The 16,809-nt window shown below is 34.1% G+C and carries 16 protein-coding genes; 12 read left to right on the forward strand and 4 right to left on the reverse strand.

The window, feature by feature from the left end; genetic code table 11:
- Positions 1-270: 270 nt before the first annotated feature.
- Positions 271-462 carry a YjzD family protein gene (locus CD036_RS05280; protein ID WP_103388124.1) on the reverse strand — a complete coding sequence of 64 codons (192 nt, stop codon included), beginning with the start codon at positions 460-462 and terminating at the stop codon, positions 271-273.
- Positions 463-690: 228 nt separating this feature from the next.
- Here CD036_RS05280 and CD036_RS05285 point away from each other — a divergent pair, with 228 nt between their 5' ends.
- Positions 691-1,632, forward strand: a complete 942-nt coding sequence (locus tag CD036_RS05285; protein ID WP_103388125.1) for a beta-ketoacyl-ACP synthase III — start codon at positions 691-693, stop codon at positions 1,630-1,632.
- Positions 1,633-1,643: 11 nt separating this feature from the next.
- Positions 1,644-2,888, forward strand: coding sequence for a beta-ketoacyl-ACP synthase II (fabF, locus tag CD036_RS05290; protein ID WP_103388126.1), 1,245 nt, complete (start codon positions 1,644-1,646; stop codon positions 2,886-2,888).
- A gap of 143 nt (positions 2,889-3,031) precedes the next feature.
- On the opposite strand, the gene CD036_RS05295 is transcribed toward fabF, so the two are convergent.
- Entirely contained in the window at positions 3,032-3,406 is a 375-nt protein-coding gene (locus CD036_RS05295; RefSeq protein ID WP_002510175.1) for a DUF3899 domain-containing protein, read from the reverse strand.
- A 245-nt stretch (positions 3,407-3,651) separates the two neighbouring features.
- On the opposite strand from CD036_RS05295, the gene opp3b reads away from it, so the two are divergent.
- Genes opp3b through CD036_RS05320 form a run of 5 tightly spaced genes read left to right on the forward strand, consistent with a single transcriptional unit; the run spans position 3,652 to position 9,348 of the window.
- A complete protein-coding gene (gene opp3b, locus CD036_RS05300; protein WP_002510174.1) occupies positions 3,652-4,578 on the forward strand; it encodes an oligopeptide ABC transporter permease in 927 nt (308 codons plus the stop codon).
- On the forward strand, positions 4,578-5,645 hold the full coding sequence (opp3C, locus tag CD036_RS05305; RefSeq protein WP_002510173.1) for an oligopeptide ABC transporter permease: 1,068 nt from the start codon (positions 4,578-4,580) through the stop codon (positions 5,643-5,645). Before opp3b ends, opp3C begins: the two co-directional genes overlap by 1 nt.
- 17 nt (positions 5,646-5,662) lie before the next feature.
- A complete protein-coding gene (locus CD036_RS05310) occupies positions 5,663-6,748 on the forward strand; it encodes an ABC transporter ATP-binding protein (RefSeq protein ID WP_103388127.1) in 1,086 nt (361 codons plus the stop codon).
- Positions 6,735-7,679, forward strand: coding sequence for an ABC transporter ATP-binding protein (locus CD036_RS05315; RefSeq protein ID WP_002510171.1), 945 nt, complete (start codon positions 6,735-6,737; stop codon positions 7,677-7,679). The genes CD036_RS05310 and CD036_RS05315 overlap by 14 nt, the downstream gene beginning before the upstream one ends.
- A gap of 19 nt (positions 7,680-7,698) precedes the next feature.
- Positions 7,699-9,348, forward strand: coding sequence for a peptide ABC transporter substrate-binding protein (locus tag CD036_RS05320; RefSeq protein WP_103388128.1), 1,650 nt, complete (start codon positions 7,699-7,701; stop codon positions 9,346-9,348).
- A 107-nt stretch (positions 9,349-9,455) separates the two neighbouring features.
- On the opposite strand, the gene trpS is transcribed toward CD036_RS05320, so the two are convergent.
- Positions 9,456-10,445: a tryptophan--tRNA ligase gene (trpS, locus tag CD036_RS05325; protein WP_002510169.1), complete on the reverse strand. Its 990-nt coding sequence runs from the start codon at positions 10,443-10,445 to the stop codon at positions 9,456-9,458.
- A 307-nt stretch (positions 10,446-10,752) separates the two neighbouring features.
- On the opposite strand from trpS, the gene spxA reads away from it, so the two are divergent.
- The 5 genes from spxA (at position 10,753) to CD036_RS05350 (ending at position 15,955) form a co-directional block, all read left to right on the forward strand.
- Positions 10,753-11,148, forward strand: a complete 396-nt coding sequence (spxA, locus tag CD036_RS05330; RefSeq protein WP_048792712.1) for a transcriptional regulator SpxA — start codon at positions 10,753-10,755, stop codon at positions 11,146-11,148.
- A gap of 231 nt (positions 11,149-11,379) precedes the next feature.
- Positions 11,380-12,096 carry an adaptor protein MecA gene (gene mecA / locus CD036_RS05335; RefSeq protein ID WP_002510167.1) on the forward strand — a complete coding sequence of 239 codons (717 nt, stop codon included), beginning with the start codon at positions 11,380-11,382 and terminating at the stop codon, positions 12,094-12,096.
- Between the two features lie 103 nt (positions 12,097-12,199).
- On the forward strand, positions 12,200-13,180 hold the full coding sequence (locus CD036_RS05340; RefSeq protein WP_103388129.1) for a competence protein CoiA: 981 nt from the start codon (positions 12,200-12,202) through the stop codon (positions 13,178-13,180).
- 52 nt (positions 13,181-13,232) lie between these two features.
- Positions 13,233-15,041 (forward strand): oligoendopeptidase F, encoded by a 1,809-nt coding sequence (gene pepF, locus CD036_RS05345; RefSeq protein ID WP_103388130.1) that lies wholly within the window; start codon positions 13,233-13,235, stop codon positions 15,039-15,041.
- Between the two features lie 299 nt (positions 15,042-15,340).
- The gene (locus CD036_RS05350) at positions 15,341-15,955 is read left to right on the forward strand and encodes an NAD(P)-dependent oxidoreductase (protein WP_002510164.1); all 615 of its coding nucleotides are present in this window, start codon (positions 15,341-15,343) and stop codon (positions 15,953-15,955) included.
- Between the two features lie 59 nt (positions 15,956-16,014).
- On the opposite strand, the gene yjbH is transcribed toward CD036_RS05350, so the two are convergent.
- Positions 16,015-16,803, reverse strand: a complete 789-nt coding sequence (yjbH, locus tag CD036_RS05355) for a protease adaptor protein YjbH (RefSeq protein ID WP_103388131.1) — start codon at positions 16,801-16,803, stop codon at positions 16,015-16,017.
- Positions 16,804-16,809 lie beyond the last annotated feature (6 nt).

The following is a 16,809-nucleotide window of genomic DNA, read 5'->3' on the forward strand; positions in this document are numbered from 1 at the left end:
TTTTGAATAAAATATGGAGTGGGATAGAAATCTGATTTTGGAAAAATGATTTCGTCGTCCCACCCCGGCAAGGATGACTAGCGTTGAAAAAAGCTTGGTTTAAAGCGCATTTTCAATGCAGTCAGCTACTGCCAATATGAAAAGAGACTGGGAGGAATCAATATTGTCCCAGCCCCTCTTATTTGAAAATGGGGATTTATGTCCTAGCTACATTAAAAAAACAAGCCAATGCACTTCTTGTGCATTGGCTTGTTTTTATTTTTTAAATGTCTATTGTTGACTCGTATCTTTTTTTAGTGGCTTCATTGTCATGTCGAATAATACAACAATAATTGTGAAGATAACTGCTGCAACGATTGGTGTAATTAAGTTCAATGGACCACCGCCCTCTAAGCTGTTCAATACAAAGTTAACCATTTCGAGTAACAAAATAGCCCAAAATAATACTGCGAGGTATTTCATAGTATGATGCCTCCAATTAATCTGTATATATCTTCATTATAAGGAAAAGGTTATATTTTGTATAGTAGAAATCGATTACAATTGTTTTGATTTTGTGACGATGGGAAGTGTGATTAATAATAAAATGTGTATATTAACTTAAACCACTGCGCTAGTTCTTGTATTTAACTAAAAAAATATGTTAAATTAATACCTGGTATTAAATATATATTAAGAAGGTGTACAACCATGAATGTGGGTATCAAAGGTTTCGGTGCATATGCGCCAGAAAACGTAGTGGACAATGCCTATTTCGAGTCTTTTTTAGAAACTTCAGATGAATGGATATCTAAAATGACTGGTATAAAAGAAAGAAGATGGGCTGGAGAAGATGAAGATACTACTGATTTAGCTTATAAAGCCAGCGTCAAAGCAATTGAGGATGCTGGAATAGAAGCAAATGACATTGATATGATCATAGTTGCTACTTCAACTGGAGAATATCCGTTTCCAACAGTAGGTAACATGTTACAAAACAGACTAGGTATTAGTAAAGTAGCATCAATGGATCAATTAGCTGCTTGTAGTGGCTTTATGTATGGACTAATTAATGCAAAACAATTCGTACAATCAGGTGATTATAAAAACATCTTGGTTGTAGGTGTAGATAAATTATCTAAAATTACAGATATGACTGACCGTTCAACGGCTATCTTATTTGGCGACGGTGCTGGTGCTGCTGTTGTTAGTGAGGTATCTGAAGGTCGAGGTATTTTAAGTTATGAGCTTGGCTCAGACGGTTCAGGTGGAGAATATTTATACTTAAACCCAGATAATGGTAAAATATTTATGAACGGACGTGAAGTGTTTAAATTTGCGGTCCGCATCATGGGTGAAGCTTCCAATAGAGCGGTAGAAAAAGCTGGTTTACAATCTGAGGATGTAGATATGTTTATTCCACACCAAGCAAATATCCGTATTATGGAATCTGCGCGTGAACGTTTAGGCATTCCAAAAGAAAAAATGAGTGTATCAGTAGATAAATTTGGTAATACTTCTGCAGCATCCATTCCTTTAAGTATTGCTCAAGAACTAGAAAATAATAGAATTAAAGATGATGATGTATTAGTATTTGTTGGATTTGGCGGCGGCCTTACATGGGGTGCCATTACATTAAAATGGGGTAAATAGGAGGTCAATTTATGAGCAAAGAACAACGTGTGGTTATTACGGGTATTGGTGCTTTATCACCAATCGGTAATGATGCGAAAACATCATGGAAAAATGCATTAAATGGAGTAAGTGGAATTGACAAAATTACACGTATTGATACTGAACCATATAATGTACATTTAGCAGGTGAGCTAAAAGATTTTAATATTGAGGACTATATTGACAAAAAAGAAGCAAGACGAATGGATCGTTTTACGCAATATGCAGTCGTGGCTGCAAGAGAAGCAGTTGCAGATGCGAAATTTGAAATCAACGAAAGTACAGCTGATAAAATTGGTGTATGGATTGGTGCAGGTATCGGAGGTATGGAAACATTTGAAAATGCCCACAATACTTTATTAAATAAAGGTCCACGACGTGTTAGTCCTTTCTTCGTACCAATGTTAATTCCAGATATGGCAACAGGTCAAGTCTCTATAGACTTAGGAGCTAAGGGGCCGAATGGTTCAACTGTAACTGCCTGTGCGACAGGGACGAACTCAATTGGTGAAGCATTCAAAATCATACAACGTGGTGATGCAGATGCGATGATAACTGGTGGTACAGAGGCACCAATTACTGATATGTCGATTGCAGGATTCAGTGCAAGTAGAGCACTTTCAACAAACGACGATCCTGAAACTGCTTGTCGCCCATTCCAAATTGGCCGCGATGGTTTTGTTATGGGTGAAGGCGCAGGAATAGTAGTGCTTGAATCATTAGAGTCTGCACAAGCGCGTGGCGCAGAAATTTATGCCGAAATTGTTGGCTATGGTTCAACTGGTGATGCATATCATATTACAGCACCAGCACCTGAAGGTGAAGGTGGTTCTCGTGCTATGCAAGCAGCAATTAAAGATGCTGGTATTGAAGCACAAGACATTCAATATTTAAATGCACATGGTACAAGTACGTCTGTAGGTGACTTAACAGAAGTGCAAGCTATCAAAAATACTTTCGGTGACGCCGCTCATTCATTGAAAGTAAGTTCTACAAAATCTATGACAGGACACTTATTAGGTGCTACTGGTGGTATAGAAGCTATCTTCTCAGCATTATCTATTAAAGAAGGACGTGTAGCACCAACAATCCATGCAGTTACACCTGACCCAGAGTGTGACTTAGATTTTGTACCTAATGAAGCTCAAGATTTAGACATTACTTATGCTATGAGTAACAGTTTAGGTTTCGGCGGACATAATGCAGTAATTATTTTGAAAAAGTTTGCTGATTAATCTATATAACACACATTAGTATCATAACTTTAAACCGTAAAAACCTTTTTATAATGGAGGTTTTTACGGTTGTTTAATTTTACTAAATTCAAAATAAAGTAACGCTTCCTATTGAATGCAATAGGAAGCGTTTTGTGTAGTTACTATATAATATAGGCTAAAGCAATACTAATTAGAAAATAGATAATGTTACAAGCACAGGCATATTTTATCCAAGATGTGATAACATAATGGTCCTTTTTAGCGCTTTTAGGATTGAAAAAGGAATCGTCTGCTACAGATTGTCTTCGTTTTTTTGTAGATAGTTGATATGTTAAACGGCGAAATCCATAGCTTGTAGGATCTAAAACACCTTCTTGAATAATAATCATTACAAAAGATAGGATTGCGATAATGCTAGATAATATAAACAAAATATTTATGTAGTTTGTTAAAGTGAAATCACTAATGAGCGAAAATATAAGTGTTAACACAGGTGTTGCGAGTAACCAAAGTATACTTTTTTTAAAAAAGCGCATAACTCATTATCCTCCAAATAAGCATTTCCACAATTATAACTGAAAATTTGAAAAAACAAAATATTAATATGCTAACGCTTTAATATATTAAAATCACTCAATTAATATAAAAATAATAATGCTATCCTTTAATAATGTGAAGCGAAACTATATTGATTAATACGTAAATTAACTATATAATATGTATAATATTTCTGAAAATTTTGAAAGGAATGTTAATTTTGAACATTTAAGGGGGATGAGCTATGCTTAAATACATTTTAAAAAGATTAGGTTATATGTTTCTATCGTTATTTATTATTATAACGATTACCTTTTTCTTAATGAAATTGATGCCTGGATCACCATTTAATGATGAAAAGTTAAATGAGTCACAAAAAGAATTATTAAACGAGAAGTACGGTTTGAATGATTCGATACCAGTGCAATACGGTAACTATTTAAAAAATGTAGTTACTGGTGATTTTGGAAATTCTTTCCAATATGATAATCAACCTGTGTGGGAATTAATTCAACCACGCTTATTGCCATCGTTAGAAATGGGTATTGCAGCTATGGTTATAGGAGTAATTTTAGGATTGATACTAGGGGTTATTGCAGCAGTTAAACAAAATACATGGGTTGATTATACTGCCACCGTTATTTCAGTTATTGCAGTTTCGGTACCATCATTCGTTTTAGCAGTATTACTGCAGTACGTATTCGCAGTACGATTACAAATATTCCCAGTTGCAGGTTGGGAAGGTATTTCTACAGCTGTATTGCCATCATTAGCACTTTCGGCAGCTGTATTAGCAACCGTAACGAGATACATAAGAGCGGAAATGATAGAAGTGTTAAGTTCGGACTATATATTAATGGCGAGAGCTAAAGGTAATTCGACAATGCGCGTATTATTTGGACATGCATTACGTAATGCATTAATACCAGTAATTACGATTATTGTGCCAATGCTTGCCAGTATATTAACAGGAACATTGACAATTGAAAATATTTTCGGTGTACCAGGTTTAGGGGATCAATTTGTACGATCAATTACAACAAATGACTTCCCAGTTATTATGGCGACCACTATTTTATTTAGTACACTGTTTATTGTTTCTATCTTTATTGTAGATATTTTATACGGTGTGATAGATCCACGTATTCGTGTGCAAGGAGGTAAGAAATAATGACAGATAAAAGAGATGAATTTTTAACTGATGATGCTTCCAATGCAGTAATGGCTAATACTACAAGTGGTGTTATGGCCGAGGACTTTGTTAAAAGTAATAATGATATTGCTAAAGAGCCAGAGATGCAGCGTGAGAGTAAAAACTTCTGGCAGGATGCTTGGTCACAATTAAAACGTAATAAATTAGCAGTAGTCGGCATGATAGGATTGATTATTATTTTGATACTAGCGTTAGTTGGTCCATTAATGAGTTCACATGATTATGCCGAACAAGATGTAGATCGACGTAATTTACCAGCAAAAATTCCGGTATTAGATCAACTGTCATTCTTGCCTTTTGACGGTGAAGGAGCACAAGGTGTAGATGCATATAAAGAGGCCGGCGTAAAAGAAAACTTTTGGTTTGGGACAGACCAATTAGGCCGTGACTTATGGTCTAGAACTTGGCAAGGCGCTCAAGTATCACTATTTATTGGTGTTGTAGCCGCGTTGTTAGATATTTTTATCGGAGTAGTATACGGTGCAATATCCGGCTTCTTCGGCGGTCGAGTAGACAATGTGATGCAACGTATTATTGAAATTGTCGCGTCTATTCCAACATTGATTGTTGTAATTTTGTTCGTATTAATTTTTGAACCTTCCATTTGGACGATTATTTTAGCGATGGCCATAACTGGTTGGATCGGTATGAGTCGTGTAGTACGTGGAGAATTTTTAAAACTAAAAACGCAAGAATTTGTCATGGCTTCTCGTACGTTAGGGTCATCAAAATTAAAATTAATTTTTAAACATATTTTACCGAATACATTAGGTGCTATTGTAGTTACTTCAATGTTCACAGTTCCAAATGCCATTTTCTTCGAGGCATTTTTAAGCTTTATCGGTATTGGTGTACCAGCACCAAGAACATCACTAGGTTCACTCGTTAATGATGGTCGTGCGATGTTACTAATTCATCCACATGAATTATTCATACCAGCATTAGTGTTAAGTTTATTAATATTATTCTTCTACCTATTTAGTGATGGTTTAAGAGATGCATTTGACCCTAAAATGCGTAAATAACAAAGGAGGCGTTTTTTATGTCAGAAAGAATTTTAGAAGTAAAAGATTTGCATGTGTCCTTTGATATTGATGCAGGGGAAGTGCAAGCCGTACGTGGTGTAGATTTTTATTTGAATAAAGGTGAAACATTAGCAATAGTAGGTGAATCTGGATCTGGGAAATCAGTTACTACTAAAGCGATTACAAAATTGTTCCAGGGTGATACCGGTCGTATCAAACAAGGGGAAATTAATTTTTTAGGTGAAGACCTTGGTGTAAAATCAGAACAAGAATTAGTTAAATTACGTGGTAAAGAAATTTCGATGATATTCCAAGATCCGATGACATCATTAAATCCAACGATGAAAATTGGTAAGCAAGTTATGGAACCGCTCATCAAACATAAAAATTACAATAAAGCAGATGCTAAAAAGCGAGCAATAGAAATTTTGGAATTAGTTGGATTACCAAATCCTCAACAGCGATTTAACGCGTATCCACACCAATTCTCAGGTGGACAAAGACAGCGTATTGTCATTGCTACAGCCTTGGCATGTGAACCCAAAGTACTTATTGCAGATGAACCAACAACGGCTTTAGATGTAACGATGCAAGCACAAATACTTGATTTAATGAAATCATTACAAGATAAAATCGATACGTCTATTATTTTTATTACCCATGATTTAGGTGTAGTGGCAAACATAGCAGATCGTGTAGCAGTAATGTATGGAGGACAAATGATTGAAACTGGTGATGTTAATGAAATATTTTATGATCCTAAACATCCGTATACATGGGGATTATTATCATCTATGCCAGATTTAACAACAGGTACAGATACAGAGTTGATTGCTATTCCAGGAACACCTCCAGACTTATTACATCCGCCTAAAGGGGATTCGTTTGCTAGTCGTAGTCAGTATGCATTAGATGTTGATTTCAAAGAGGCACCACCATGGTTCCAAGTCTCACCAACGCACTATGTGAAATCTTGGTTATTGGATGAACGTGCACCAGAAGTTGAACCGCCAGCAATGGTACAAAAACGCATGCGTGAAATGCCAAATAACTACGCTAAGCCTAAACAAGTAGAAAGGGTGTCGTTCAATGGTCAATCATAAAGAAACACTGTTAGAAGTAAAAGAATTAAAACAGTACTTTAACGAGGGCAAACGTAATGAAGTACGAGCGATAGAAAATATTTCCTTTAATATATACAAAGGTGAAACATTTGGACTTGTAGGTGAATCTGGTTGTGGTAAATCAACAACAGGTAAAGCCATTATTAAACTTAATGATATTACTGATGGTGAAATTCTCTACGAGGGTGTAGATATTCAAAAAATAAAAAACAGAAAAGATTCTTTGAAATTCAACAAAAAAATTCAAATGATTTTCCAAGACCCTTATGCATCATTAAATCCTAGACTGAAAGTTATGGATATTATCGCTGAAGGCATTGATATTCATAAATTAGCTTCTGGTACAAAAGATCGCAAAAAACGTGTGTATGATTTATTAGAAACTGTAGGTTTAAGTAAAGAACATGCGAATCGTTATCCACACGAATTTTCAGGGGGACAAAGACAGCGTATCGGAATTGCTCGTGCATTAGCAGTTGAACCAGAGTTTATCATTGCCGATGAACCAATATCGGCACTAGATGTCTCTATTCAAGCACAAGTAGTTAACATCTTGTTAAAGCTACAACGTGAAAAAGACATTACGTTTTTATTCATTGCACATGATTTATCTATGGTGAAATATATCTCAGACCGAATAGCGGTAATGCATTTTGGTAAAATTGTGGAGCTAGGAACGGCAGATGAAATTTACAATAATCCCCTCCATCCATACACTCAATCATTACTATCGGCTGTGCCTCAACCAGATCCAGAAAGTGAAAAACAACGTAAACGTATAACATATAAAGCAGATGAAGCACGAGATAAAGAACGCACTTTACAAGAAGTGTCACCCGAGCATTATGTTTTTGTCACTGATGAAGAAGCAGAAACTTTAAAAAATAACAACGCTCAAACGCAACAATAACAGGGAGAGGGGGAGTTAGATGAAGAAGTTCAAATTACTTATTATCACGATTGCACTTGCTGTTGTGTTAGCTGGGTGTAGTAGTGCAGAAGGTATTTATTCTGATAAAGGACAAGTATTTAGAAAAGTAATACCACAAGATATGGCATCATTAGACACAGCAATGGTCACAGACACAGTGTCATTTGATATTTTCAACCAAGTTTACGAAGGATTATATTCGTTGAATGATAAAGATGAAGCCATTCCAGGTGTAGCAAAAGAGCTGCCTAAAGAAAGTAACGGTGGCAAAACATTAACTATTAAATTACGAAAAGACGCTAAATGGTCTAATGGAGATAAAGTAACAGCACATGATTTTGTTTATTCTTGGCAACGAGCACTTAAGCCGGATACAGCTGCAGAGTATGCTTACATAATGTATGATATTAAAAATGCAGAAGAAGTTAATTTAGGTAAAAAAGATGTCGATGAATTAGGGGTTAAAGCTGTAGATGATTATACGTTAAAAGTAGAATTAACAAAACCGATACCTTATATAAATGAATTGTTTGCTTTTGGTATTTTTATGCCACAAAATGAAAAAGCTGTAAAAAAATACGGTGAACAATATGGTACTACTGCTGAAAAATCTGTGTACAATGGTCCATTTAAAGTGAAAAATTGGAAAGTTGAAGACAAAATTGAATTAGAAAAAAATAATGATTATTGGGATAACAAAAAAGTACATTTAGATAGAGTTAATTATAAAGTATTAAAAGATCAACAAGCTGGATCAGCACTATATGATACAGGTTCAGTTGATGATACATCAATTACAGCAGACCAAGTAGAAAAGTATGAAGATGAGGAAGGATTACAAAAACGATTAAAAGCAAGTACATTTTATATGAAAATGAATCAACAAACTGTACCTGCATTTAAAAATAAAGATATGCGATTAGCTATAGCTAAAGCTATAAATAAAGAAGGTTATGTGAATTCTGTTAAAAATAATGGTTCTAAAGCTATGGATGGTTTCACGTCAAGTTTAACTGCCAAAACACCTAACGGTGAAGATTTTGCGAAAACTATAGATTCTCCATTAAGCTTTGATCCAAAAGAAGCTCAAAAGCATTATGACAAAGCGAAAAAAGAGTTAGGCATTAAAAACTTAACATTCACTATGAATACAGAGGATACTCCGGACGCTAAGATTTCAGCAGAATATATTAAAGCACAAGTTGAAAAAAATCTTCCAGGAGTAACTTTGAAAATTAAACAATTACCGTTTAAACAGCGTGTCAATCGAGAAAAGACTGAAAATTATGAAGCATCTTATTCCGGTTGGGGACCTGACTATCCAGATCCATTAACATACTTAAGTATTATGACAACAGGTAATGGGCAAAATAACACAGGTTGGGGTAGTAAGGAATATGACCAGTTAGTAAAAGACGCTAATGGGAAATTATTGAAAAAACCGGAAGAGCGTAATGCGGCAATGAAAAAAGCTGAGGAAATTTTATTAAATGATGCACCAATTGCACCTGTTTATCAACAAGGTGAAGCACATTTAACAAATCCACAAGTTAAAGGATTGGTATATCACCAAATTGGTGGGGATACATCATTAAAAAATGTCAAAATAGATAAAAGTATTGACCGTGAAACTGGTGAAAAGAAATAGTCTAATCTAAGAACGTATTACTTTTAACGCTTCTTATAAACTAGTTAATAACGGAATAACGCCTGAAACATTACTAATGTTTCAGGCGTTATTGTTTTGCTATAGGTTTATCTTTTACGTCCTAAGCCCATTGCTTTTTCCATTTTCTTCAATGTTTTGAACGACGCTTTTTGAGCCTTGTCACGGCCTTCATCTAAAATTTCATCTAATTGGTCTGAGTTGTAAAAGGCATTGTAGCGCTCTTGGAAATCAGTTAAGAATTGTTTCACTACTTCTGATAAATCTACTTTAAATGTCCCATAACCTGCATCTTTATAACGTTCAACAAGTGCGTCGACAGATTCATCAGTAAGGCTAGAATAAATAGATAATAAGTTAGAAATTCCCGGTTTATTCTCTCGATCAAATTGAATAATACCATCAGAGTCAGTTACTGCACTTTTAATTTTCTTAGCAGCTACATTCGGCTCATCTAATAATGAGATAAAGTTTTTCTGATTATCATCACTTTTACTCATTTTTCTTGTAGGGTCCTGTAAGCTCATTACACGACCTCCAACTTTTGGCATGCGTATTTCTGGTTTGACTAAAATATCATTGAAGCGCGTATTGAAACGATCAACTAAATTACGTGTTAATTCAATATGTTGTTTTTGATCATCGCCAACAGGGACAATATTCGTATTATAAATAACGATATCAGCTGCCATAAGTGGTGGATATGTGAGTAATCCTGCTGGAATACCTTCAGTTTGCTTTTGAGCTTTGTCTTTAAATTGCGTCATTCGTTCTAACTCACCAATAGATGCAATTGTAGTTAACATCCAACTTGCTTGGACATGCGCAGGAACTTCTGATTGAATAAATAACGTTGATTTTTCCGGATCAATGCCTGAAGCAAGATATATTGCAGCGAGTTGTCTAATTTGTTTGCGTAATTTTAATCGGTCTTGAGCAACTGTAATCGCATGTTGATCTACGATGCAGAAAAAACAATCATAATCATCTTGAACTTCGCCAAATTGTTTTAATGCACCAATGTAATTCCCAAGGGTTGGAATACCACTTGGTTGGATACCTGAAAATAATGTTTCCATTTGTGTGATGCCTACTTTCTAATTTATTAATAACTTTGCATTCATTATAACAGTATTTTAATCATTTGTAAGTTATGTTAAACTAGATATATACTCCAGATTTAGTGTTAAAGGTCACATGAGATTTGAGAATTTTTAAAAAGTTTTTAGAAAAATTGTGAATTTCTCATTTAATTTTAATGTTGAAGGGGTATACTAACGTATGTAAGGTTAAGAAAGATAAAAATCATTACGATACAATAACTTCTTAATCATATAAATAATGTGAACAATGAATTTTATTCATGAAAATAGGAGAGTGAGATGTATGGTAACATTATTTACTTCACCAAGTTGCACATCTTGCCGTAAAGCGAAAGCATGGTTACAAGAACATGACATTCCGTATACGGAGCGAAACATTTTTTCTGAGCACCTAACAATTGATGAAATTAAACAAATTTTAAAAATGACTGAAGATGGAACAGATGAAATTATTTCTACGCGTTCAAAAACATATCAAAAATTGAATGTTGATATTGACGCATTACCACTTCAAGATTTATATGCAATTATTCAAGATAATCCTGGCTTATTACGTCGTCCTATCATTTTAGATGATAAACGTTTACAAGTAGGTTACAACGAAGATGAAATCAGACGTTTCTTACCACGTAAAGTACGTACTTTCCAATTGCAAGAAGCACAACGCATGGTTGATTAATTATACATTAAATGAAGTAACGTTATAAAAATTAGAAATTGTGAATGAATTGTGAAATTCAAAAAAACAGCGCTATAAAAAAGTGCTGTTTTTTTGGTATATAGTAGGGTATGTGTTATTATAAGAAATCGATAGATGATAGTAAAATTTAATCAAACAAAACGATTGTAATTCTTACTACGTTCTAATACAATATGGTTACTATTCATCGACTGTAAGGAGTGAGATGATATGAGAATAGAGCGTGTTGACGATACAACAGTGAAGTTATTTATAACTTATAGTGACATTGAAGCTAGAGGATTTAAACGCGAAGATTTATGGACTAATCGTAAGCGTGGCGAAGAATTCTTTTGGAATATGATGGAAGAAGTAAATGAAGAAGAAGATTTTGTCGTAGAAGGTCCATTATGGATTCAAGTTCATGCTTTTGAAAAAGGCGTAGAAGTTACCATTTCTAAATCGAAAAACGAAGATTTAATGAATATGTCTGACGATGAAGCCAATGAGCAATTAGATTATCAAGTAAGCGATATTTTATCACAAACGTTTGACCAAGATGACAGCCTAGAAGAATTGCTTGAACAAAAAGCACAACAATCAACTAGTAATCAGCAAGAACAAAAAGAACACAAACAACAAAATGTTCGTACTGTAATTGTAAAATTCAATGACTTTGAAGAAGTAATTAGTTATGCACATCAACATAATATCGTTATCAATGAATTTGAAGACTTACTGTTCAGTCTTAATAATCAATATTATTATGCTATGTACTTCGATGAAAGTGTAGAGCAAGAAATTATTAATGATTGCTATAGTCAATTGTTAGAATTTGCACATCCTACAGACAAGTCAGAAGTATATTTAAATGATTATGCGAAAATTATTATGAGTCATAACGTGACTTCTCAAGTACGTCGTTATTTTCCTGATACAGTAGAATAAAATAAATACAGTATAGACAAATAAGCCATAGTTTTATGGCTTATTTTTTTGCTTTTAAAAGTAATTCGATGAGTAGTGTCGTGTATCCTTATGAGGTGAAAAAATGTATTATGCTAAACAAAATAACGGATCATTGATAACTGCACATGAAGCACAAAGAGGTAGTGCTTATTTTTGTCCGCATTGTGCTGAAACAGTGGTATTACGACAAGGAACAGTTAAAAGAGCTCATTTCACACATATTAAACGAAATTGTCGACCTAATCATAGTGGGGAAACGCTGACACACTATAAAGCGAAATATCGTTTAGCGCAAGACTTACAATTATTAGGTTATGAGGTGCAAATCGAACCACAAATACGCCAAGGTTCACAAATACCGGATTTATTACTAAATAATAAAGTAGTAGTGGAACTACAATTTTCCAACATTACGCTAGTTGAACTACAACGCCGTACTTCTAACTATGAATCACTTGGTTACATGGTTTGTTGGATAGTTTTGTTACCTACAGTAAAGTATAACTATTTTAAATTAACGGATTTTCAAAGTGCTTGTATTCAGCCTCAATTACGTAGATTATTTGCGTGGCATGCAACTAGTGAACGATTATACGTAATAACACAAATTATGGCGTACGGTCATAACAAGTTTAAAGGGGTCTATAATAAATTAAATCAATTTACGTTCAATAACTGTTCAGAGCAACAAAGAGTATCAACTGCTAAAATCCCTGAGCAAAGTATATTAAAGTATTTGCAATTTTGTCGCAAAAGGAAGTCAGTGTTAGAACCGACATTAAGTTTAATGTATCAATTACAACTTACAGAACAATGGGTAGCTAAGCATTTAGGTTATGTATATCCTGAGCAACTATTAATAAAAACCCACCCTGTTTTATGGCAATTACGTTATATTTACGAATTACAACTACCTAATTTTCAAGTAACACAAGTAGTGAATAGTTTAAAGAGACGTACATTTGCTACGCCAAATATTAATACTACAAAAGAGTTACAACGTTTGATAAATCGATTTGCTCAGCATTATAAAACTAGTAAACAATATAACGTGCAAAATTAGACGTGTCATGAGAAAATTATAACAATTAGATTTCTAGGAGGTTTAGAAAGTTATGAGTCAACAATTAACAAGAGAAGAACAAGAAACTAAATATCCTGAGTATACATGGGATTTAACAACAATATTTGAATCAGATGATGCTTTTGAAACAGCATTCGCTGAGGTTGAATCATATTTAGGTCAAGAAGAACAATTTAAAGGGCATTTAGCAGATAGTGCTGAAACACTATACCAAGCATTAGCTCTAGAACAAGAAGTTGGTTCCAAATTGGAAAAAGTGTATGTATATGCGCATTTAAAACAAGATCAAGATACTGCAAATGATAAATACACTGGTTTAGAATCAAGAGCACACCAACTCATTATTAAATTTAATGCTAGTTGGAGCTTTTTAGTGCCTGAAATTTTACAAATAGATGAAGCACAAATACAAAGTTATATTGAAGCGTATGAACCTTTACAACAATTTGCATTTGATTTGAAATTAATTAATGAAAAGCGCCCTCACGTGTTAAGTGCAGATAAGGAAAAATTACTGTCTCAAGCACAAGATGCCTTATCTACGCCGAATAATGTCTATGGTATGTTTAGTAATGCAGATTTAGAGTTTGAAGACGCTGTTGATAGTGAAGGTAATAAACATCCATTAACACAAGGTACATTTATTAAATGTTTAGAGTCGGATGATAGAGTGTTACGTCAATCAGCATACAATAATTTATATAATAAATATGGTGCCTATAATAATACGTTAAGTGCAACCTTAGCAGGCGAAGTAAAAACAAGTATATTTAATGCGCGCTCACATAATTATCAAACAGCAAGAGAAGCAGCTTTAAGTAATAATCACATTCCAGAGGAAGTTTATGACAACCTAGTGAAAACAGTTCATAAATATTTACCACTATTACATCGTTATACTGAACTGCGTAAATCATTATTAGAATTAGATGATATGAAAATGTATGATCTTTATACGCCGTTGGTAAAAGATGTTAAATTTGATATGCCATATGAAGAAGCTAAGTCATGGATGTTAAAGGCATTGGAACCAATGGGCGAAGAATATATGAATGTAGTAAGAGAAGGCTTGAACAATCGCTGGGTAGACGTTTTTGAAAATAAAGGCAAACGTTCTGGTGGTTATTCTTCTGGTGCTCATTTGACTAATCCGTTTATTTTACTCAACTGGTCAAATACTGTCTCTGATTTATATACACTTGTTCATGAATTTGGCCATTCTGTACACAGTTATTTCAGTCGTAAGCATCAACCTGCTAACGCTAGTGATTATACTATTTTCGTAGCAGAGGTGGCATCGACATGTAATGAAGCATTATTGAGTGATTACATGGATAAACATTTAGATGACGATAGACGTTTATTACTACTCAACCAAGAATTAGAGCGCTTCCGTGCTACATTATTCCGCCAAACAATGTTTGCTGAATTTGAACATAAAATTCACCAAATTGAAGAAGCGGGAGAACCTTTAACAGCAACTCGTATGAATGAAGAATATGCAGCATTGAATAAACTATACTTCGGTGATGCAGTAGAAACTGACGAACATATTAGTAAAGAATGGTCACGCATACCTCATTTCTATATGAATTATTATGTATATCAATATGCTACTGGTTATAGTGCAGCCCAAAGTTTAAGCCATCAAATTTTAACAGAAGGGCAACCCGCAGTAGAACGCTATATTAATGAGTTCTTGAAAAAAGGTAGTTCCGACTATCCAATTGAAATACTAAAAAATGCGGGTGTTGATATGACATCACCAGAGCCAATTGAGCAAGCATGTGAAGTATTTGAACAAAAATTAGATGCATTTGAAAAACTTATGAAAGCTTAATATGAATGAATTCGTTTTCAATTTGACGAGTTTGTGACAAATTTAATTTATTCAGTTTAAATGGTTGAAAAGGGGGGGAGGGCGTGTTATATTATGTACATGAAATTAATCACATAACAAACATACCCCTTTGTTTGAAGTGAGAAATTTCTCCCATCCCCTTTGTTTAGCGCCGTGTAATCAGACACGGCGTTTTTTTATGTCTTTTTTTACTACTTAAGCATTTCTCTTTGACTTCTTTTAAGAAAAGTCTTATATTTAACTTGTATTTAAAATAGTTACAAGTAGGAGGCGTTCATATGAAAATAGCTGTAGTAGGAGCGAATGGGAAAGCCGGTAAATTGATTACTGAAGAAGCAATAAACAGGGGATTTGATGTGTCAGCAATAGTAAGAAATAACAATAAAACAATTGCTTCACAAGTAATTCAAAAAGATTTGTTTGACTTAAATCAAGATGACGTAGCGCCATTTGATGTTATCGTCAATGCCTTTGGTCAACCAGACCCACATAAACAATACGAACATAGTCAAGCGATAGCGCATTTGACAAGTTTAATAGCTAATAGTCCCACACGTTTTATTGTCGTAGGTGGTGCAGGTAGTTTGTATGTAGATGCTGATCATAAAATAAAATTAATAGATACACCAGAGTTTCCAGAACAATTTAAGGCTACTGCTCAAGCACAAGGCAAGACATTAGAGGAGCTGAAAAACCAATCTAATGTACAATGGACATTCGTAAGTCCAGCTCCAGACTTTCAATACGAAGGTAACCGTACAGGAGAATATCGTATAAGCAACGATGAAGTTATCGGTGATTATGTAAGCTATGCTGATTTTGCGATAGCGATTGTCGATGAAATTGCTAATGCACATTATGTACAACAGCGTTTTGCAGTATTTGCAAAATAATAAAATTGTATATAAAAAAATCCCGCAAGCGCTATGGACGCTAGCGGGATTTTTTTGGTTCATAATTTGGCTCTCCAAAATGTTCCTTTTGGATCACGTAATTTTTCTATTTTTTGTTGCAATGCTAATTTTTTAAGTTCTTTATTTAATACCTTTTCGGGCCATTCATAAATTGTTAGGAGTTCCTCTTTGGTTACGAGTTGTTGTTGTTGAATATATTCTTCTAACTTTGGAGGTAATTCTTTTTCTATTGATGTGCCCATCAATTCATTTATGATATAAGTATAAATATGATAAGGATACAATCCCTCTACTTTCAAGCCTTCTTCATGTACATCTTCGCTAAAGAATACTAATGAAGGCGCTTCGGTAATATCCATTTCTCGTGCAATGTGTAAATCAACTTGCAAGCTTTCTTTTAGTACTTTATTGTGTAAGTCTTCTTTGAACACATCGTAATCTATACCAGCATTATTTATACAATCATTGACCATACCCTCAGTAATAATATCTTTTTTTGTGATTATTTCATTTTGTACAAGGTGTATGAACCTTTCTGCACGCAATCTACCTTGTAATTCAGCTGCTTTATAAGCTAGTGCAATATTATCTAAATCAGAAGTACTTTGAGCTTGGCATTTCGTTAAAACTCTTAAAGATGGGTTTAGAATATGTCTAATTCGGATATATTGCTTATATTCAAGGCGCAATTTAGACAGAATTGCAGATAGTTTGAAACAATCTGTACTGAATGGATCGAAAAATGAATAAATTTCTATTTTACTTACAGGTGAAAGATTGGCATCTTCACGACTATTAGCATGTATCATTTTTAATTCTCCAGTCATGTGTTT

The organism is Staphylococcus arlettae (assembly GCF_002902345.1).
Lineage (GTDB): Bacteria > Bacillota > Bacilli > Staphylococcales > Staphylococcaceae > Staphylococcus > Staphylococcus arlettae.